This is a genomic window from Nonomuraea sp. NPDC049649, assembly GCF_040675175.1.
GTDB lineage: Bacteria > Actinomycetota > Actinomycetes > Streptosporangiales > Streptosporangiaceae > Nonomuraea.
On the sequence record NZ_JBFAOH010000038.1, the window covers coordinates 1 to 18,971 of the forward strand.

Annotated in this window: 16 protein-coding genes; 3 read left to right on the plus strand and 13 right to left on the minus strand. The window is 72.0% G+C overall.

The window, feature by feature from the left end:
• On the plus strand, window positions 1-212 hold a 212-nt coding region (locus tag AB0J42_RS30950), incomplete at its 5' end, for a pectate lyase (protein ID WP_364300650.1).
• 50 nt (window positions 213-262) lie between these two features.
• Here the strand turns inward: AB0J42_RS30950 and AB0J42_RS30955 are convergent.
• Window positions 263-649 (minus strand): nuclear transport factor 2 family protein, encoded by a 387-nt coding sequence (locus tag AB0J42_RS30955; protein ID WP_364300652.1) that lies wholly within the window; start codon window positions 647-649, stop codon window positions 263-265.
• A 482-nt stretch (window positions 650-1,131) separates the two neighbouring features.
• Here AB0J42_RS30955 and AB0J42_RS30960 point away from each other — a divergent pair, with 482 nt between their 5' ends.
• Together AB0J42_RS30960 and AB0J42_RS30965 are read left to right on the plus strand one after the other, a co-directional pair.
• On the plus strand, window positions 1,132-1,695 hold the full coding sequence (locus AB0J42_RS30960; RefSeq protein WP_364300654.1) for a hypothetical protein: 564 nt from the start codon (window positions 1,132-1,134) through the stop codon (window positions 1,693-1,695).
• A 90-nt stretch (window positions 1,696-1,785) separates the two neighbouring features.
• Window positions 1,786-1,929, plus strand: coding sequence for a hypothetical protein (locus tag AB0J42_RS30965; protein WP_364300656.1), 144 nt, complete (start codon window positions 1,786-1,788; stop codon window positions 1,927-1,929).
• Between the two features lie 90 nt (window positions 1,930-2,019).
• Here AB0J42_RS30965 and AB0J42_RS30970 read toward each other — a convergent pair whose 3' ends face one another.
• The 12 genes from AB0J42_RS30970 to AB0J42_RS31025 form a co-directional block, all read right to left on the minus strand.
• Window positions 2,020-3,033 carry a methyltransferase gene (locus AB0J42_RS30970; protein ID WP_364300658.1) on the minus strand — a complete coding sequence of 338 codons (1,014 nt, stop codon included), beginning with the start codon at window positions 3,031-3,033 and terminating at the stop codon, window positions 2,020-2,022.
• Window positions 3,034-3,102: 69 nt separating this feature from the next.
• Window positions 3,103-4,413, minus strand: a complete 1,311-nt coding sequence (locus tag AB0J42_RS30975) for an MFS transporter (protein WP_364300660.1) — start codon at window positions 4,411-4,413, stop codon at window positions 3,103-3,105.
• On the minus strand, window positions 4,410-8,588 hold the full coding sequence (locus AB0J42_RS30980) for an amino acid adenylation domain-containing protein (RefSeq protein ID WP_364300662.1): 4,179 nt from the start codon (window positions 8,586-8,588) through the stop codon (window positions 4,410-4,412). The genes AB0J42_RS30975 and AB0J42_RS30980 overlap by 4 nt, the downstream gene beginning before the upstream one ends.
• The gene (locus tag AB0J42_RS30985; RefSeq protein WP_364300664.1) at window positions 8,585-9,235 is read right to left on the minus strand and encodes a DUF6875 domain-containing protein; all 651 of its coding nucleotides are present in this window, start codon (window positions 9,233-9,235) and stop codon (window positions 8,585-8,587) included. The genes AB0J42_RS30980 and AB0J42_RS30985 overlap by 4 nt, the downstream gene beginning before the upstream one ends.
• Complete coding sequence (locus AB0J42_RS30990; protein ID WP_364300666.1) at window positions 9,232-10,533, minus strand: NAD(P)/FAD-dependent oxidoreductase; 1,302 nt, start codon at window positions 10,531-10,533, stop codon at window positions 9,232-9,234. The genes AB0J42_RS30985 and AB0J42_RS30990 overlap by 4 nt, the downstream gene beginning before the upstream one ends.
• Window positions 10,534-10,539: 6 nt before the next feature.
• Window positions 10,540-10,719, minus strand: a complete 180-nt coding sequence (locus tag AB0J42_RS30995; RefSeq protein ID WP_364300668.1) for an MbtH family protein — start codon at window positions 10,717-10,719, stop codon at window positions 10,540-10,542.
• Window positions 10,716-12,146 (minus strand): amino acid adenylation domain-containing protein, encoded by a 1,431-nt coding sequence (locus AB0J42_RS31000; protein ID WP_364300670.1) that lies wholly within the window; start codon window positions 12,144-12,146, stop codon window positions 10,716-10,718. The genes AB0J42_RS30995 and AB0J42_RS31000 overlap by 4 nt, the downstream gene beginning before the upstream one ends.
• A 24-nt stretch (window positions 12,147-12,170) precedes the next feature.
• A complete protein-coding gene (locus AB0J42_RS31005) occupies window positions 12,171-13,346 on the minus strand; it encodes a nucleotide disphospho-sugar-binding domain-containing protein (protein WP_364300672.1) in 1,176 nt (391 codons plus the stop codon).
• Window positions 13,343-13,609 carry a phosphopantetheine-binding protein gene (locus tag AB0J42_RS31010; RefSeq protein WP_364300674.1) on the minus strand — a complete coding sequence of 89 codons (267 nt, stop codon included), beginning with the start codon at window positions 13,607-13,609 and terminating at the stop codon, window positions 13,343-13,345. The genes AB0J42_RS31005 and AB0J42_RS31010 overlap by 4 nt, the downstream gene beginning before the upstream one ends.
• Window positions 13,610-14,577: 968 nt before the next feature.
• Window positions 14,578-16,617, minus strand: coding sequence for a beta-galactosidase (locus AB0J42_RS31015; RefSeq protein ID WP_364300676.1), 2,040 nt, complete (start codon window positions 16,615-16,617; stop codon window positions 14,578-14,580).
• 78 nt (window positions 16,618-16,695) lie between these two features.
• Window positions 16,696-18,048, minus strand: coding sequence for a sugar ABC transporter substrate-binding protein (locus tag AB0J42_RS31020; protein WP_364300678.1), 1,353 nt, complete (start codon window positions 18,046-18,048; stop codon window positions 16,696-16,698).
• Window positions 18,049-18,090: 42 nt separating this feature from the next.
• Window positions 18,091-18,969 (minus strand): carbohydrate ABC transporter permease, encoded by an 879-nt coding sequence (locus AB0J42_RS31025; RefSeq protein ID WP_364300680.1) that lies wholly within the window; start codon window positions 18,967-18,969, stop codon window positions 18,091-18,093.
• Between the last annotated feature and the right edge of the window lie 2 nt (window positions 18,970-18,971).

The window sequence follows — 18,971 nt, forward strand, 5'->3', positions numbered from 1 at the left end:
ACGGCATCACCGCCCGCTCCACCAAGGTCCTGGCCGGGATCAACACCAACTGGGGCGACACCGCCCGCTTCCGCCGCATCACCGTCTACGGCAACGCCACCATCTGCGAGAAGTACCGCGGCGTCCCCAAGGGCAGCGAACCCAGCAAGATCGGCGAAGGCGCCGACGGGACCAACTGCCTGTACTCCTCCTCCGACATCACCTACCGCTAGCCCCCTCCGTCCACCGGCCCGTCACCCGTGATGGGCCGGTGGACGCCTGTTCACGGCGTCCGCACCGGGCTCGCGTGGGCGGCGATCACCCGCCAGCCCGAGCCGGGGACGTGGATCCAGGTCCGGGTGAAGTGCAGGCGGGCGGCGAAGGGGACGCCGTCGAAGGTGCCTTCCAGGGTGCCCCGGAACCAGGTGACACCCGTGGTCCCGTCGGCCAGGACGACCAGGTCCTCCTCCTCGACCTTGGTGAGTTTCTGCCGGCCGGATCGCTGGATGTCGAGGTCGTCCTGCTTGGTGTAGCGGGCGCCGTCCGGGCCTCCCGTGTAGATCAGGCGGTCGTCGAGCAGTTCGGCGAGGGCGGCGGCATCGCCCGCCAGCTGTGCTCTCTGCAGGTCGCGCTCGGCTTCGCGGAGCGCGGTGGTGAGATCGTCGCTCATCGGCCCCTCGTCGTCTTCGGCGTACGGGTCCATCGAAGAGCCTCCGGTGCCCCTTGAGCAACCCTGAAGGGCCCATTTTCGGATATATCTAGATAATCGCCTTCATGTGACATTCGGGGGCACCGCCGCAATTCACTGGTCATATATCCGGGGATTGTGGAACGTACCATCATCCAGGAGTAGATCATGGCTAGCATTGGGAGAATCATGCACTCTCAGGGCAAGAGCCCGCCCGAGATATCGCGAGGAATTCTCATTGATGAGCGGCAAGCGCACGCCGGCCGTGAGGCGTCTGGCGGAGAAGGCGCTTCTCAATCTTCCGGTCACGGTCATTCTGACCGCGGCGACACCGGGTCTCGGGCTCGCCGCCGCGGTGGTCCAGGGCCGGGGCCCTCGCCGCCGTCGTCTCCCTGCTGATCGTCTCCGCCTCGCTGACGGGCGTCTCCGCATGGCTGCGCAGCACCCACAGCGGCTACCGGGAGGTGGCCGCGCTGCTGGCCCGGACGCTCTCCGGCGGCGGGTTACCGGTCATCGTCACGCTCGGGCGGCTGACCAGCAAATACTCGGCGAACGAGGCCAAGCCGCCGGGTGAGGCCCTCAAGCACCAGGTGCTGCGCGCGGCGCGGCGGACGGCGAGCCACACCAGGGAGCCGTCGCTGACGCGGGCCGCCTACTACGAGTTCGGCCAGGACGGATATCTCCATCTGGTCGACGCGCTCTGGGACCCCGGCGCTCCCCGCCGGATGATCGGCGCCGACGGCGACCACGATCAGGATCTGCTGCAGTTCGCCTCGAACCCGCTGCGGGGAAAGCGCGTAGATGATATCGAAGCAGAAGACAGCTTCCTGGACATCTTCGAGATAGGAAAGCGCCGATACCGGAGTTGCATCGCCTGTGCCGTCGGTGTCAAGGAAGCGGATTTCAAGGATGGCCTTCTGGTCGTGGTCTCATCCGAGCCGAAAGCGTTCGCCGAATCCGATCTCGAAGCGCTGCGCCTTCTGGCCGGGGCTTTGGCCGCCGGTCTGGCGCACGTGAAGGGTCTGTGAGACCTTCCTGGTAAGGCATCGACGAAACGTCCGAAAGTGAAAGGGTCTCAGATGAGAAGTCGGTCTCCTAGCGGCGACGATGTCGTCGACATGGCTGAGCGGGTCGCGGACGAACAACTCGACGCGGACGTCTACTACGAAGACGTCGAACGCCGTGCCGTGCTCCTGGTGGAGCAGGAGGCCAGGAGACACCGCGCCAAGCAGGGGTTCTGGGGGCTGGCGAGCAAGGCCTGAGCCGGCGGGCCGGGACGCCGCGCCGGTCCCGGCCCGGTGAGCCGGAACCGTCACGACCGTGACCGGGCCTCCGGAGGGCGGGGAGGAAGGCTACGGCGCGGTCGCCGTCACCAGGGCGTGGGACGGCGAGCGGGCGAGGCCCCGCCACGGGCCGGGAGAGCATCCCGCCGCCTCCAGCCACCCCGTGATCGTCTCGGCCGGGTACAGGGCGCCGCCCTGGGTGTGCCACAGGTTGAGCGAGAACCCGGCCGCGAAGGCGAGGTCGGCGGCGCCGCCCGGGGGCTCGGGCGGGCTCTCCATGACGACCAGCAGCCCGCCCGGCCGCAGGGTGCCCGCAGCCCTGGCGACGAGGGCGGCGGCGTCGGCGGCGCCGAACCCGTGGAGCACGTTGCAGAGCAGGGTCACGTCCTGGTCGCCCGGCAGGTCCGCGGTGAGCAGGTCGCCCTCCCGCCAGGTCAGCGGCCCGTCGGTGCGCTCGGTGACGGCGGCGTCGACGATCGTGCCCGTCAGCCCGGGGACGGCGCGGCAGAACTCCCCCGCGTACAGCCCGTGGCCGCCGCCCAGGTCGAGCAGGCTCTTGCCGCCCTCCGGCACCCGCACCAGCGACACCACCTCCTCCGCCAGCCACTCGGCGAGACCGAGCTGCATCTGGTGGAAGGTGGAGGAGAGCTCGGGGCGGCCGGCGAGCCAGTCGTAGAAGCCGCCCCCCGGGATCCCGGAGCGCACCGCGCCGGCCAGCCCGGTCCACCGCTCCTCGATGATGGTCTGCCAGAGGCCGCGGATGCGTCCGTAGTCGGTGGGCGAGTCCGAGCAGAGCCACGCCGTGGTGGCGGGCGTGTTGGCGTGCCTGCCGTCGTCGCGCCGCACGTACCCGGTGGTACGCAGGACGCCGAGCAGTTGCTCCAGCCCGGCCGGGTCGGCGCCGGTCACGGCGGCCAGCTCACCGGTGGTGCGCGGCCCGGCGGCCAGCGCGTCGAACACGCCGAGCGTACGTGCGGCATTGACGGCGTGGCAGGCCATCAGGCCGATCAGGTCGAGCATCGGCGCCGGGGCGTCTCCCCGGCGGAAGGCGGCCGCCTCGTCGGGCGGCGGATCGACCGGCATGAGCGTTCCTCTCAGGCGTTGTGCGGAAGCCCCGCCCGCCCCGGTGAACGGGCGGGGATCCAGCGGTTCTCAGGCGACCGGGGCCAGGACGACGGGGGGCTGGTCGTCCAGGCGGCGCAGGGCGGGCAGGGCTGCCAGGACGGCGGCCATGCCGAGCAGGAGCAGGCCGTCGAGGAGCATCACGAGGGCGATCCCGCGGCCCTCGCCGACGCCGACGATCAGGCCCGCGGTGTCCGCCAGCGCGCCGCCGGGCTGCAGCGCCGGGTTCAGCAGGTGCTCCGCGAGGGGCGCCGCCAGCATGTAGCCGACGGGGACGGCGGCCGAGCCGAGCGTGTGCGCGGTGCCCATGACCCGCCCCAGCATGGCGGGCTCGACGCGGCTCTGCAGCACGGCGTGCGCGCAGCCGTTCACGACGGGCAGCGTGAACAGGAAGGCGGAGGCGGCCGCGCCCACCAGCAGCGGCGAGGGGGTCAGGGAGTGCAGCACGAGGAACACCCCGCCGAGCCCCATGAACGCCGTCATCCCGACGATCTTCCGCTTCGGCCCGCCCCAGGCGCCCATGACCAGGCCGCCGGCGAGCATTCCCGCCCCGCCGGCGAACATCAGCACGCCCAGCACGCCGGGCCCGGCGAAGGACAGGATCAGCGGCTGCACCAGCACCCCGGCGACGGCGAAGGTGAAGTTGAACCCGGTCAGCGCCGCCACCAGCCCGGTCAGCCCGGCCTTGGCGCGCAGGTGCCGCCACCCCGCCCCCAGGTCCTCCAGGACCGCGGACCGGTCGGTGGTCTCGTTGGGCCGCAGCACCGCGGCGGGCAGCCGGATGAACAGCAGGGCCATCATCGCCACGCCGAAGGTGGTCAGGTCGATCCCGACCACGCCGATCATCCCGACCGTGGCCAGCAGTGTGGCGCCGAGTACGGGAGCGGCGATCTGGATGCCGCTGGCCAGGTGCATGAGCCCGTTGGCGCGGCCCAGATGCCGTTCCGGGATGAGCAGCGGCGTCATGGCCTGGTAGGCGGTCAGGTGGAAGACGCCGCACGCGCCGCCGACGGCCCCGGCCAGGGCGACGTGCCACACGGCGAGCGCGTCCGCCCAGATGAGCAGGGCGACGGCGACCGTCGCCACCGCCGCCAGGGAGTCGGTGAGGATCATCACCCGGCGCCGGTCGAACCGGTCGACGACCACTCCGGCGAACGGGCCGATGAGGATGCCGGGCAGCATGCCGCTGAGGACGACCAGCGCGAACTGCGTCGGCGACCCGGTGCTCTGGTACACCCACACGCCCAGCACGAACGTGGTGAGGCTGGACCCGACGGACGACAGCAGGGACGCCGTCCAGATCAGCGCGAACCTGAAGATGTCCGTACGTGCCGGGCTCATGCGTTGATCACCTCCATGCGGCCGGCGTACAGCCTGATGAGGTCGCCGTCGGCGGGCGGGCAGACGATCCCGGCGCGGGCGAGGACCCGCTCGGTGTGGCCGCAGTCGAAGACAGGCCGCCGGAACTGCGGGTCGGCCGCCTCCAGCGTCTGGGCGAACGGCGCCATCGGGCTGTCGGGGCCCAGGGCGGCGGCCCGCGCCCGCCAGGTGTCCCACGGCACGCAGTCCGCGCCGAGGGCTTCGGCGATCTTCCGGTAGGAGATCGTCCGGCTGTTGAAGTAGTGGTAGTCGCCGGTCGTCTCCGGGTCGGCGATCAGGTGGCCGATGGCCGCCGCGACGTAGTCCACGGGCGCCAGGTCCTCCTCGATCGGCAGGTCGGGCACCAGGCCCAGGCGGACGCAGGTGGCCAGCATGCGGCCGAAGTGGTCGCCCGGGTTGCCCGCCCCGGTCCGGCTGTGGCCGCTGACCCGCGCGGGCCGGTGCACCACGACCGGCAGTCCCCGGTCGCGGGCGCGGCGCACCAGCCGGTCGGCGATCCACTTGCTCTGGTCGTAGCCAGTCTCCAGCCCGGCCGGGTCGTCGGGGGCGACCGCCTCGGTCAGCACCCGGCCGTGGTGGGGCCGGCCCAGGAAGACGCCGAGGGTGGAGACGAAGTGCAGGCGGGCGCCGCCGAGCCCGGCCAGCCGCAGGGCCTCGACCGTGCCGCCGACGTTGACCGGCAGCATGCGGTGGAGGCTTTCGTGGAAGTTCACCTGGCCGCCGTTGTGGCAGATCACCTCCACTGTGGCGGCCAGCTCGGCGAACGACTCCCGCTCCAGGCCGAACCGGGCCGCGCCCAGATCGCCGGGCAGGCCGCGGATCCGGTCCGGCGGGGCGTCGAGGCCGTAGGCCCGCAGGTTGTCCAGCACCCGCTCTCTGGCCTGCTGCTCGCCGGACGCCCTGACCAGGCAGATGATCTCGGCATCGGTACGGGCCAGCAGCTGTTCGATGAGGTGGGCGCCGAGGAAGCCGGTGGCCCCGGTCAGCAGGATCGCCCGGCGGCGCCCCGCGTCCCCGGTCCGCACCGTGAAGTCGGCGGGCAGGACGGCGAGCGACTCCAGGTCGTGGTGCTCCTGTTCGACGCCGCCGCGCTCGGCCACGGCGGCGAGCTCGGCCAGGTCGGACGTCTCCAGGACGGCGCGCAGCGGCAGGTCCGCGCCGAGCTCCCGCCTGATCTCGGCCACCACCCGGCCGGCGAGCAGCGAGTGGCCGCCCACGTCGAAGAAGTTGTCCGACCTGCGCACGTCGGGGATGCCGAGGACCCGCTGCCACACCGCGGCCACCGCCGCCTCGGCCGGGCTCGCCGGCGGCTCGCCCTCCGGTCCCGGCGGTGGCGGCAGCCGCTCCTGGTCGACCTTGGCGTGTGCGGTCCGCGGGATGGACTCGACCAGGACGAACGACGACGGCACCAGGTAGCCGGGCAGCCGGTCGCGCAGGAAGGCGCGTAGCGTGGCCGGGGTCAGGTCCTTGGCGGCAGTCGCGGCGTAGGCGACGAGACGGTCGCCGGAGACGACGACGGCGCTGTCGGTGACGGCCGGATGGGCCCTGACGGCGTGCTCGACCTCGGCCGGTTCGATCCGGTGACCGCGGATCTTCACCTGGCGGTCGCGCCGGCCCAGGAACTCGACCTCGCCGCCCGGCCGGATGCGGGCCAGGTCGCCCGTACGGTACAGGCGCGCCCCCGGCGGGCCGTCCGGGTCCGGGACGAAGGCCGCGGCCGTCAGCGCCGCCGCGCCCACGTACCCGTCGGCCAGCCCGGCCCCGCCCAGGTGCAGCTCGCCCACACCGCCGATCGGCACCGCGCGGCCCGAGCGGTCCAGGACGCGGGCGCGGACGTGCGGCAGCGGCCTGCCGATCGGCACCCGGCCCAGGTCGCCGAGTTCGTCGGTGCCGCCGATGCGGTGCACGGTGGCGCAGACGGTGGCCTCGGTGGGGCCGTAGTGGTTGAACAGGTCGCACCTGCCGCGGGTCAGCCGCTGCCAGGCGCGCACGTCCTCGACCGGCACCTCCTCGCCGCCGACCATCATGATCTCGACCGGCCAGCTCTCGGGGACGCCCGTCTCGGCCAGGTCGGTGACCCAGCGCCGCCACAGCGCCACCGGCGCGTCCACGGCGGTGACCCCGTGCCCGGCGCAGAACCGTACGAGTTCCGCGCCGTCGAGCCGGGCCGGCTCGGGATGGATGACCAGCGTGCCGCCGGAGGTGAGCACGGGGAACAGGTCGCCCACGGAGGCGTCGAACGTGAGGGGCGGCAGCATCAGCACCCGCTGCCCGGGGCCGAAGCCGTGCGCGTCGACGAACGAGCGGTTGAACTCCGCGACGGCCCCGTGCGGCACCACCACCCCCTTGGGCTCCCCGGTCGACCCCGACGTGAAGATCACGTACGCGGGGTCCCCTGGGCGCAGGTTTCCGCCCGCGACGTCCGGGCCGTGCGGCCCGGCGGGCGGGGCGGGGGGCGGCAGCTTCGTTCCCGGGTAGGCGTCCAGCCCGGCCAGCAGGTCGGGCGGGGCGATGACCGCGACCGCCCGGGCCCGCTCCAGGAGAGCGGTGACGCGGGCGGGCGGGTGTGCGGGGTCGAGCGGCAGGTACGCGGCGCCGGCGAGCATGACGCCGAGGATGGCGGAGATCCCGTCCGGTCCCGCGGGCAGCGCGACGCCGACCACCGGCCGGGTGTCGCCGGTGAACGGGCCCAGCCGAGCCGCCACCTCCCGCGCCCGCGCCACCAGGTCTCCGTACGTCAGCCGCTCCCCCTCGGCCACCACCGCGGCCTGGTCCGGGGTCTGTCCGGCTTGACGCACGATCTGGTCGGCCACACTCTCCCAGCCCCCGGACACGGAGGCCGGGGCGGCGGCTTCGGGGCCGGTGTGGAAGGGGATGTGGCTGAGGCGGAGGTCGGGGTCGGCGGTGAGGGCTTCGAGGGCGACCATCAGGTGGTCGGCCAGGGTGGCCACGGTCTCCGGGTCGTACAGGTCGGCCGCGTAGTCGAAGTACAGCTCGATCTCCTCGCCGACCGTCACGTACAGCGTGAGGTCGAAGCGGGCCTCGGGGCCGAGCAGCGACCAGTGCTCGACCAGCAGGTCACCGGCCCTCCGGACCGGCTCGCCCACGTGGTCGACGGCGAGCATGACCTGGAAGAGCGGGTTGTGGCTGAGGTCGCGGCGCCCTCCGGTGAGCTCGACGACCTCGTCGAAGGGGGTGGAGCCGTACGCGAGGGCCTCGGCGACGGTGCGCCGGCTCATCGCCCGCACGTCCGCCACGGTGGGGTCGTCGCCGAGTGCCAGCCGCAGGGCGACGGTGTTCGCGAACATGCCGACGGTCCGCCCGAGCTCGGGCCCGGTCCGGCCGTCCATGGGGCTGCCGATCACGACGTCGTCCTGGTCGGCGCAGCGGGCCAGGGTGGCTCCCAGGGCCGCGAGCATCATGGCGAACACCGTGGTACGGGTCTTGCGGGCGCCGTCGACCAGGGCGGTGCGCAGGTGCGGAGGGAGTTTCCGGCGGTGCTGCCCGCCGCGGCCGCTGGGCACGGCGGGGCGGGGCCGGTCGGTCGGCAGGCCCAGCAGGGTGGGCGCCCCGGCGAGCCGCTTGCGCCAGTACTCGCGGGCGGCACGGGCACGCTCCGGGCTGCCCTGGCCGAGCCGGGCGACGTACTCGGAGAACGGGACGACGGGCTCGGCGGGCTCGAACGTCCCCGCGAGCATCTCGAGCAGCTCGCCGAGGAGGATCCGCAGCGAGTGGCCGTCGCACACGGCGTGGTGCAGGCAGAGCGCGAGCACGTGGTCGTCCGGGCCGAGTCTGACGAGCAGCGCCCGTACGAGCTGCCCGCCCTCCAGCGCGAACGGCCGGGCCACGAACGCGTCGCAGATGGCCTGCGCCTCGGCCTCGTCGCGCGCCTCGGCGGTTTCGAGGCGCAGGGAGGCCACGTCGCTCACGATCTGGACCGGGCGGCCGTCGTTGTCGGCCATGGTGGTGCGCAGCGGTTCGTGCCGCGCGGCCAGGCGGTTCAGCGCCAGGGCCACCCGTTCGGGGTCGAGCGGGCCGCGCAGCCGGTGGCCGCTCGCGATCTGGTAGCCGGACGGGTCGGCCTGGTGCAGGAACCAGAGCCGTTCCTGGGCCGGCGTCAGCGGGAAGGTCGTCATGACTTGGTCACCAGGTTCCGCAGGTGGCCGGGCACCTGCTCGCCGAACAGGTCGCGGTACGCGGCCAGGTGGGTCTCCTCGGACATGAGGAAGGGCAGGTCGGTGGGCACCATGTGCCGGATCACCAGCATCGGCACCGGGCTGCGCAGCGGGCGGAAGCCCGGGTTCCACAGCCCGGCCTTCTCGGGCGGCCCGTCGTGGAACTCGCCGATCATCAGGCCGTGGACCACGTACGCGTCCTTGAGCGCGCACTGCGCGGCGTCGATCACCTCGCGGGCGTCGCGCATGCCGGGGAGCAGGACGAGGATGGTCGCGGACTGCGAGCCGGGCCTGCCGCGGGGCGCCAGGTCGAGGAACCAGTCGCGGTAGGGGGCCAGCAGGGTGCTCAGCGACTCGACCGTGTGGCCGCCGCCGGGCTGGACGGCCAGCCGGAAGGTCCGGCGTTCCAGGGACGACTGCGCGTACGGGCAGACCGGCCCGATCCGGCCGAGGTCCGGATGCGGCCGGCACAGGTACTCGCGGGCCCAGGCGACGACGGCCCGCAGATCCGCGCGGTGCTCGCCGATCAGGGGGTGGGGTACGGGGTCCTGGTCGAGGTCGTCCGGGTCGAACAGGACGAGGTCGTCGTCGTGCGGGTGCTTGATCATCGGTGGTTCCTCCGGTGGCGCCGGAACGCGGCGAGCAGCCCGGCGGCGCCCAGGCCGGCCGTGGTCGCGGCCAGCGCGGCTGCCACCCGGTCCTGGCGCCGGGCGCGCCGCAGCGCGTCGCCGTACGGCACGGTGGTATGCGAGACGAGCGTGTACAGCGGCACCCACGTGCGCGGGAAAGCCTTGTGCAGCAGCAGGTCGAGCCGGTTCTTGGCGAGGCGGAGCGGCGAGCGCATGCCGTCGCGCAGCTCCAGGAAGTTCAGCTCCGACAGGTCCGCCAGCACGTCGGTGTGCGGCTTGCGGGCGCGTTCATAGGCGGAGAAGGCGGCCTGCCTGTCGTACGGGTGACGGGCCAGCATGCGGTCCAGGACGAGGCAGTCCTCGAAGGAGGAGTTCATGCCCTGGCCGTAGAAGGGGTAGATGGCGTGGGCGGCGTCTCCGAGGATGACGAGCTTGTCCTGGTAGTGCCACTGCTCGGTCCGTACGGTCGTGAGGTGGCTCATGGGCGCGGCGGTGGCCTGCTCGTCGAGGTCGGGCACGAGCGTGGCGAGGTGCGGGAACACCTCCGACATCCGCTCCGGCGACTCCTCACGCGGCACGAACAGCGTGACGGTCAGGCTGTTGTCGACGTTGGGGTGAGCCACGCCGAGCCCGCGCTCGCCCGGCCAGATGTGCAGCGCCTCCAGCGGAATGGCGGGCGCTCCGTCGGGCGTCGCCCGGATCGTCACCTCCTTGTAGCCCCATTCGAGGTACTTGCGGCTGAAGTCGGCGGGCAGGCCGCGCTGCAGCTCGGTCCGGACGAGCGAGGACGCGCCGTCGGCGCCGACCACGAAGTCCGCGTCGAGCCGGGTGCCGTCGGCGAGGGTGACGCCGGGGGCGTCCCGGTCGACGCCCACGCACCGGTTGTCGAAGTGCAGCCGCACGCCGGGCTGCTTCTCGGCGTGCTCGACCAGCAGGCGGACCAGCGCGTCCCGCCTGATCGAGTGCAGGATTTCCGACGGGTCCTTGCCGTAGGGGTAGAAGGCGGGTTCGCCGCCGTTGTGCACCATGCGCCCGCGCATCGGCACGGACAGCCGCCGGGCCTCCTCCCACAGGCCGACCTCGCGCAGGGACGTGATCGCCCGCGCCGACATGCCGAGATTGATGGACCGGCCGCCCTCGTGGCGGACGGCGCGCGGGTCGGGGCGGCCCTCGACCATGTCGACCTGGTGTCCGTGGCGGGCGATCATGCTGGCCAGCAGGGGGCCCGCCAGGCCCGCTCCGACGACGACGGCCCGGGTGTCAGCGGTGGTTTCCATGCCGGTTCACCTTCCGCCGCGCGTACTCAGGGGACGCAGGTCGGTCCAGACGGCCTCGATGTGCGCCAGGCACTCTTCCCGGGTCCCGGTGAAGCCGGTGGCCCGCCAGCCGGGGGGCGGCTCCCGGTCCGCGGTCCAGATGGAGTACTGCTCCTCGTGGTTGACCACCACCAATGTGTCGCTCACACCTTCTCCTCAAGGGCGCGCCGATCGATCTTTCCGTTCGTGTTCAGTGGCATGGAGTCCAGGGGGATCACCCGGGTCGGCACCATGTACGCGGGCAGGGTGGTCGCGAGCCGGCTGCGCAGGTCGGGGCAGGCGCCGACGATGAAGGCCACCAGGGCGTCGCCGGAGACGACGGCCACCGACTGGCGCACGCCGGGCAGGGCGTCCATGGCGGCCTCGATCTCGCCGAGTTCCACGCGGTGGCCGCGCACCTTCACCTGGGTGTCGATCCGGCGCAGGAACTCCAGGCCGGCCTCCGTGCGCCGCACCAGGTCGCCGGTCAGGTACAGCCTGCCGCCGGGCTCCCCGTACGGGTCGGGGACGAAGCGTTCGGCGGTCAGGGCGGGCCGGCCGAGGTATCCGGTGGCGAGGCCCACGCCGCCGATGGCCAGTTCGCCCTCCGCGACCTCGTTCAGGCCGTCGTCCACGACGTGGACGGTGGTGCCGGGCAGCGGGTCGCCGATGGAGATCGCCTCCGCGTCGTGGGGCACCTCCCACGTGGTGGTCCAGATGGCGGCCTCGGTCGGGCCGTACAGGTTGAGGAGCCGTCCGACTCTGGGCCGCAGCTCCTGGGCCAGGGCGACGGGCAGCGCCTCGCCGCCGGTCATCGCGGTCAGCCGGGGGTCGCGGAATCCGGCGTACAGCAGGACCCGCCAGCCGGACGGGGTGGCCTGCATGTGGGTCACGCCCTCGCGCTCGATCAGGGCGGCGACGCGCTTGCCGAGGATCGCGGCGCGGGAGTCGAGGAGGATCAGCCGGGCGCCGGTCATGAGCGGCAGGCAGATGTCGAGGATGGAGATGTCGAAGGTGGGCGAGGCGACCGAGAGCCAGACGTGGTCCTCGGTCGTGGAGAGCAGCTCTCCCATGCCGGCCAGCAGGTTGGACAGGCCGCGGTGGGTGGCGACGACGCCCTTGGGGCGGCCGGTGGAGCCCGAGGTGTAGATCACGTACGCGGGGGACGCGGGGTCCGGGGTGACGGCGGGGACGGGGGCGGCCGGGGGGTGCTCCTCGTCCAGCCGGATCACCGGCACGGCGGTGGTGACCGGTTCGCTCTCGGTGAGCAGCAGTGCCGCGCCGGAGTCGGCGAGCACGAGTTCGAGGCGGGCGGGTGGGTGGGTGGGGTCGAGGGGCAGGTACGCGGCGCCGGTCCGCAGGACGGCGAGCATGGCGGCCACGAAGGCCGGCGACTTGGCGGCGCAGATGGCCACGAGCGTGCCGGGCCCGGCTCCGGCGGCGGCGAGCCGGGCGGCCAGCCGGTTCACGGCGTCGTCCAGCTCGCCGTACGTCAGCCGCTCGTCGCCGGCCACCAGCGCGGTCTTGTCCGGGGTGGTCGCCGCGTGGCGCCCGAATAACTCGATAACACTTGGGAGCGCTCCCAAGAGGGTCATGGTCAAACTCCGCTTCAACGGGGATCAGACGGTCAGCAGTTCCTCGATGGCCTGGGCGGCCGCCGGCAGTCCCGGCTGCGCGGCCTGCGCGTACGGGGCCACCCGATCGCGGTAGCCCTCGTCGGCCAGCGCGGCCCGCAGCAGCGGGACGATCTCCTCCGGCGTCCAGCGCCGCTCGGGCAGCCAGGACCCGAGGCCGAGCCTGGCCAGCCGCATGCCGTTGTCGGAGCGGTCGAAGCCGTGCGCCAGCAGCACCTGCGGGACCTGTGCGGCCACGGCCCTGACGACGGTGCCGATGCCGCCGTGGTGCAGCACCAGGCGGGCCCGTCCCATGACCTGATGGAAGGGCAGCCGGGGGAACCAGGTCATCCCGTCGGGCAGAGTCTCGGGCACCAGGTCGCGGTGCCGGGCCACCACCAGGGCAGGCAGGCCCGCGGCAGCGCAGGCCGCCACCGCGGCGTCGTAGAACTGCCTGCTGATCATGCGGCCGGTGCCGCCCGTCACGATCGCCGCGCCCTCGTCGAGCAGGCGCTCGGCCTCCGGCGGAACCAGATCGGCGAAGGTGTCGTCGCCGTAGGGCGCCCCGGTCAGCCGCGCCCGCGACGGCGCCTTGACCCCTGCCTGGTCGAACCATTCCGGCCAGAGCCCCAGGTGCAGCCGGGCGGAGGTGAACCAGGCGGTCCAGTCCTCGATCGGCTTCAGCCCGAGCGAGGCGCGCACCTCGTTCAGGGGGTCTCGCATGCTCTCGCGGTACAGGTGCACGGTCGGGCGTTCCGACATGTACTGCACCGGAGTGACCGCGACCCAGGCGGTCGGCACCTCCAGCAGCTCGCCGACGAAGAGCGTCGAGAGCGCCGTGGTGTGCCGCCCGACGAACACCGTCTCCCCAGGGGTGTGGCGGGCCTTGAGCGTCTCGCACTCGAACTTGATCTGGTCGTACAGCCCGGTGGCGTCGTAGAAGCGCCGCCAGCGGTCCATCCCGGAGCCGAGCAGGATCGGCGTGTCCTCCAGGAACCGCTCGTACTCGCGCTCGGTGTCGACGGCCGTGAACCCCAGCCCTTCGCGCCGGGCCACCTCCCCGAAGGGGGCGTGCGTGAGAAGCTCGACTTGGTGCCCGCGGTCGCGCAGAATCCGCCCCAGGCTCACGAACGGCAGGACGTCGCCGTGCGTGCCGTGGGCGACCATGACGACGGTGGTCAAGAGCCCTCCCCCGCCGTGACCCGGGCTCGCGCGCTCTCACCGAGGGCGCGGGCCGCCTCGGCGACCGTCAGGCCCTCGACGAAGAGCACCTCGACCGGCAGCTCGATCTGGAACTCGCTCTCCACCATCGCCAGGAACTGGACCATGGCCAGCGACTGGCCGCCCAGCTCGAAGAAGTCCTGGTCAGCGGAGGTGACCTCGACGCCGAGGATCTCGGACCACAACCGCATGACCTCGTTCTCGAAGACGTCGAGTATTGCCATGACACCTACTTCTGGTAGTGCGGAAACGGACACCGTCACCCAAACGGGTAGGGTCGTGCGCCGTCGAAGGTTGGGCATGGAGCGGAACCTGCCCCCGGTCAGCAAGATCACGGGAGCGCTCCCAATTGGAACGCTAAGCGCGCGTCGATATGTGAGTCAACCTTTTCAACTTCCCCTTCTCATCTGTTAGGAGAAGGGTTGGGAGCGCTCCCAGAACTCTGTTCGGTTTGCCCGCCAGGGCTTGACACGGGAGGTGATCCCCTGCCGGCCCGCGCCCGGCCGCCCGGGCCTCCCGTGCGGATCAGACCGTCGCCGGACAGCTCGCCGGCTCCGGCGTACGGCTCCCGTCGAAGGGTTTCGACACCTCTCCGGAATCGCTGAATCCACTTCCGAATTTATTATTCGGCTTTATTCGCGATCGCCATTCAATGGTCTTATATCCGGGGTTTCCGGAAGCACTGTGATTGAGGAATTCACGGCTACGCGGCATCGAGAACCACGCACCGCGATGGTTCAGGGCCGGGGACCTCGCCGCCGACGGCGACCATGATCAGGACCTGCCGCAGGTCGCCTCGAACCCGCTGCGGGGAAAGCGCGTGGACGATATCGGGGCAGAAGGCAACTTCCTGGGTGCCCGAGTTGGCGAAGCACCGAAACCGGAGCCGCACCGCCCGCGCCGCCGGTGTCAAGGAAGCGGATATCGAGGATGGCCGCCCCGTGGTGATCTCGTCTGAGGCGAAAGCTTTCGCCGAATCCGATTCGAATACCGCGCCGTGCTCCCGGTGGAGCGGGAGGCCAGAAGACACCGCGCCGAACAGGGGTTCTGGTGGCCCGCGAGCACGGTCTGACTGACGGGCCGGGACGCGCGCCGGTCCCGGCCCGGTGAAGTCAGAAGGACGGGTCAGAGAGAACCTTGATCATCAACCCCGAACCCGGATCTTGTGGAGAACGTCCGCGCCGCCCCGTGGTCAGGCACCGCACCGCAGCACCTGGACCTGGCGGGGGCCGAGGGTGAGGTCCGCGGCCAGGGCCGGGCCGTGGAAGGGCTCGCCCGGAAGCCCCGACAGATCCACCCCCTGATCGGTGCGGTTGATCACGAACCAGTAGTCGTCCGTGCCGTCGGTGCGGATCGCCAGGTCGACCAGGCCGCGCAGCTCCGGCGGCAGCTCGGAGCCGACCCCGGCGACCTCCAGCAGGCGGGGCAGGAGCACGGCCAGGCCGTCCGGCCCGAGCCGGGTGGAGACGTAGCAGGCTGTCCCGGTCTCCGTGCGGCGCAGCGTGATCGCGGGGCGGCCCGCCTGGTCTCCGGTCTTGTACGTGGCCAGCACCTCGGTCCCCGGGCCGGTGCGGGTGATCTTGTCGGTCCACAGGGTGCCGGTGACGCCGAGGTCGAGTTCCACGGCGTCGCCGTCGAGCAGCGGGGCGAACTCCTCGATCCGGATGCCGAGCAGGTCGCGCAGCGCGCCGGGGTAGCCGCCGAGCCGTACGTGGTCGTGCTCGTCGACGATGCCGGAGAAGTACGTGGTGACCAGATGCCCGCCTGCCGCCACGTACTCTTCGAGCCGCCGGGCGAGCGGGCCGGGCACGACGTGCAGAATCGGCGCGACGAGCATCGCGTAGCCGGAGTAGTCGGCGCCGGCGGGGATCACGTCGGCGCGGACGCCGGCGGCGAGGAGCGCCGAGTACCAGTCGAGCGCCTCCTGCCGGTAGCGCAGGTGTGAGGTGGGGTGGGAGTCCAGCTCGCTGGTCCACCACGACTCCCAGTCGAACACGATCGCGACCGGCGCGGGGCGGCGGCGGCTGCCCGCGATCGGCGCGAGGGCGGCGAGGGTGGCGCCCAGGCCGGCGACCGAGCGGAACACGTCGCTGTCCCGGCCCGCGTGCGGCAGCATCGCCGAGTGGTACTTCTCGGCGCCGCCCGCGGACTGCCGCCACTGGAAGAAGCAGACGGCGTCGGCGCCATAGGCGACGTGGGTGAGGGAGTCGCGGGCCAGCGCGCCGGGCTGCTTGGCGAGGTTGACCGGCTGCCAGTTGACGGCGCTGGTGGAGTGCTCCATCAGGTACCACGGCCGGCCGCCGGCCAGCGAGCCGGTGAGGTTGGCCGAGAACGACAGCTCGTCGCGCGCCTGCGGCCCCGGCTGCACGTAGTGGTCGTTGGAGACGAAGTCGACCTCGCCGGCCCAGTCGGCGTAGTTCATGCCCTTGGTCTCGCCCATCACCATGAAGTTGGTGGTGACCGGGATGTCCGGGGTGAGTTCGTACAGGATCTCGCGCTCGGCGCGCAGGTAGTCCTTGAGCGCGTCGGAGGAGAACCGCTTGAAGTCGAGCTGCTGGGTGGGGTTGGGGAAGGTGGCGGCCAGGCGCGGCGGCAGGATCTGCGCCCAGCCGGAGTAGTGCTGCGACCAGAACGCGGTGGCCCAGGCGCGGTTCAGCTCCTCCAGCGTGCCGTACCGGCGCCGCAGCCACTCCCGGAACGCGGCGGCGGCGTCGTCGGAGTAGTCGTAGATGTTGTGGCAGCCCAGCTCGTTGGAGACGTGCCAGGCGGCGAGCGCCGGGTGGCCGCCGTAGCGTTCGGCCATCGCCCTGACCAGCCGGAGCGCGTGCCTCCTGAAGATCGGGGAGGTGGGCCGCCAGTGCTGGCGGCCGCCGTGCCAGACCGTGCGCCCCTCCCGGTCGACGGGCAGGACCTCCGGGTGCGCGGCGGTCAGCCAGGGGGGCGGCGAGGCCGTGGCGGTGGCCAGGTCGGCCGCGATGCCGTTCGCGTGCAGCAGGTCCATCACCTCGTCGAGCCAGGCGAAGTCCCAGGTGTCCTCGCGCGGCTGGATCCGCGCCCAGGAGAAGATCGCGAGGGAGACGATGTTCACCCCGGCTTCCCGCATCGCCCGCATGTCCTCGTCCCAGACCTCGCGCGGCCACTGCTCCGGGTTGTAGTCGGCGCCGAACGCCAGCCGTGCCCGTGCCGGCTCCGACGGCCAGCGCAGCCACCGGTGACCCAGGTCAACTTTCACGGACGACTCCTGTTCTGTGGTGTTCCTCGGACATGACGACGCCCGCCGCGTGCGCGGCGGGCGCCTCTCGGGGGTGGCTCACCGCATGGTGAAGCCCTGCTCCTCGCCGTACTTGACGGACGCGTCCTGCCAGTTCTTCAGCGCGTCCTGCAGCTTGACGCCGGAGGTGTACGCCTGACCGGCGGTGTCGTTGAAGATGCTGTTCGCGTACACCTGGAAGGGCAGGTACGACCAGCCGGGCACGACCTGGGCGGCCGACTCGGCCAGCACCTCGTTGACCTTCTGGCCGCCGAAGTAGCCGAACTCCTTGTTCAGGAACGCCGGGTCCTTCAGGTGGGCGGTGGTGGCGGGGAACGCGCCCCCGTCGAGCCGGGCCTGCACGCCCTCGTCCACGGTGGCGTACTTGACGAAGGCGTAGGCGAGGGCCTTGTTGCCGCTCGCCTCGGGGACGGCCAGGGAGCTGCCGCCGTTCTCGGCGGTGGCCTGGCCGCCCGCCTCCCACTGCGGCATGGGGGCGACGCGCCACTTGCCGTGCGCGGCCTTGACGCCGGACTCGAGGTTGGCGGGCATCCACGCGCCGATGACCAGGGTGGCGATGGTGCCGTCGCCGAGGCCCTTGTACCAGGCGTCGGTCCAGCCGGTCACGGGCGCGACCAGCTTGCCGTCGATGAGCTTCTGCCAGGTCTCGGTGAACTTCCGCGTGCCCGGCTCGGTGAAGTCGATGCCGACGGTGGTGCCGTCGACCGTGTACGGCTTGCCGCCCGCCTGCCAGATCATGCTGGTGGTGAAGCCGGCGTCGCCGGTGTCGCTGGTGATGTAGGCGCCGGGGTCGGCGGCGTGCAGCTTCTCGGCGGCGGCGACGTACTCGTCCCAGGTGGCGGGCACCTCGATGCCGTGCTTGTCGAAGACGTCCTTGTTGTAGAACAGGGCCATCGGGCCGGAGTCCATGGGCAGCCCGTAGACGCCGGAGCCGGCGTGGACCGAGCCCCACGGGCCGGGAGTGAAGGTGCCGTCCAGTTCGGCGGCGCCGAAGGAGTTCAGGTCGGTGAGCGACTTCGCGAGGGCGAACTGCGGCAGCGCGTAGTACTCGATCTGGGCGACGTCCGGCACCCCGGAGCCGGCCTTGATCGCGTTCTGCAGGGCGGTGTACTGGTCGTTGCCCGTCCCGGCGTTGACCAGGTCGACCTTGACCTTCGGATACTCGGCCTGGAAGTCGGTGACGACCTTGTCCAGGGTGGGCTCCCAGGCCCAGACGGTGATGGTGCCGCCCTCGTCCAGGGCCTTCTGGAGATCGGCGTCGGAGACCGAGGCGGCGGCGGTGTCCTGCGTGCTGCCGGTGCCGGGGTCGCCGGCGGAGCCGCAGCCCGCGGCGGCGAGCGACACGGCCAGGGCTGCTCCTGCCAGGAGGGTGCGGCGGCGGGTTGTCGTCATTGATTCACCTTTCGGGGGTTTTTCCGGGGGTGGTGGCGCCGATCACTCCTTGACGCTTCCGGCCGTCAGGCCCGACTGCCAGTACCGCTGGAGCAGCAGGAACGCCGCGATCAGCGGCACGATGGTGAGCAGCGATCCGGTGATCACCAGGTGGAAGACGGCCTCGCCGCCCGCCGTGCCGGCCTGCTTGTTCCAGGCGTCGAGGCCGAGGGTGAGCGGATACCAGGCCGGGTCCTTGAGCATGATCAGCGGCAGGAAGTAGTTGTTCCAGGTGGCGACCACGTTGAACAGCAGGACGGTCACGGTGCCGGGCGCGAGCAGCGGCAGGGCGATCCGGAAGAACGTCTGGAACTCGCGGGCGCCGTCCACCCGGGCCGACTCCAGCACCTCCCGGGGGACGGCGTCGGCTGCGAAGGTCCACATCAGGTAGAGGCCGAACGGGGAGACGAGCGACGGGATGATGATCGCCAGCGGCGTGTTCGTCAGGCCGAGCTGCGAGAACATCAGGAAGGTCGGCACGGCCAGCGCGGTGCCGGGCACCGCCACCGCCCCGATCACGATGGCGAAGACCGCCTTCTTGCCCGGGAAGTCGAACTTGGCCAGCCCGTAGCCGCCGAGCGCGGCCAGCAGGGTCGCGCCGCCCGCGCCGAGCACCACGTAGAGCAGGGTGTTGAGCAGCCAGCGGGTGAAGACGCCGCCGTCGTAGGTGAAGGTGGTGGCGATGTTCTCGAACAGGGCGAAGTCGCCGGCGAACCAGAGACCGAAGGAGTCCATCAGGCCCTCCTGGGTCTTGCTCGCGTTGATCACCAGCCAGGCCAGGGGCAGCAGCGTGTAGAGCAGCATGAGCCCGGTCAGGGCCGTCAGCAGCGGGTCGCGCCGGTCGCGGATGGAACGGCGCCGCACGGCGGGGCGGATCTTCATGG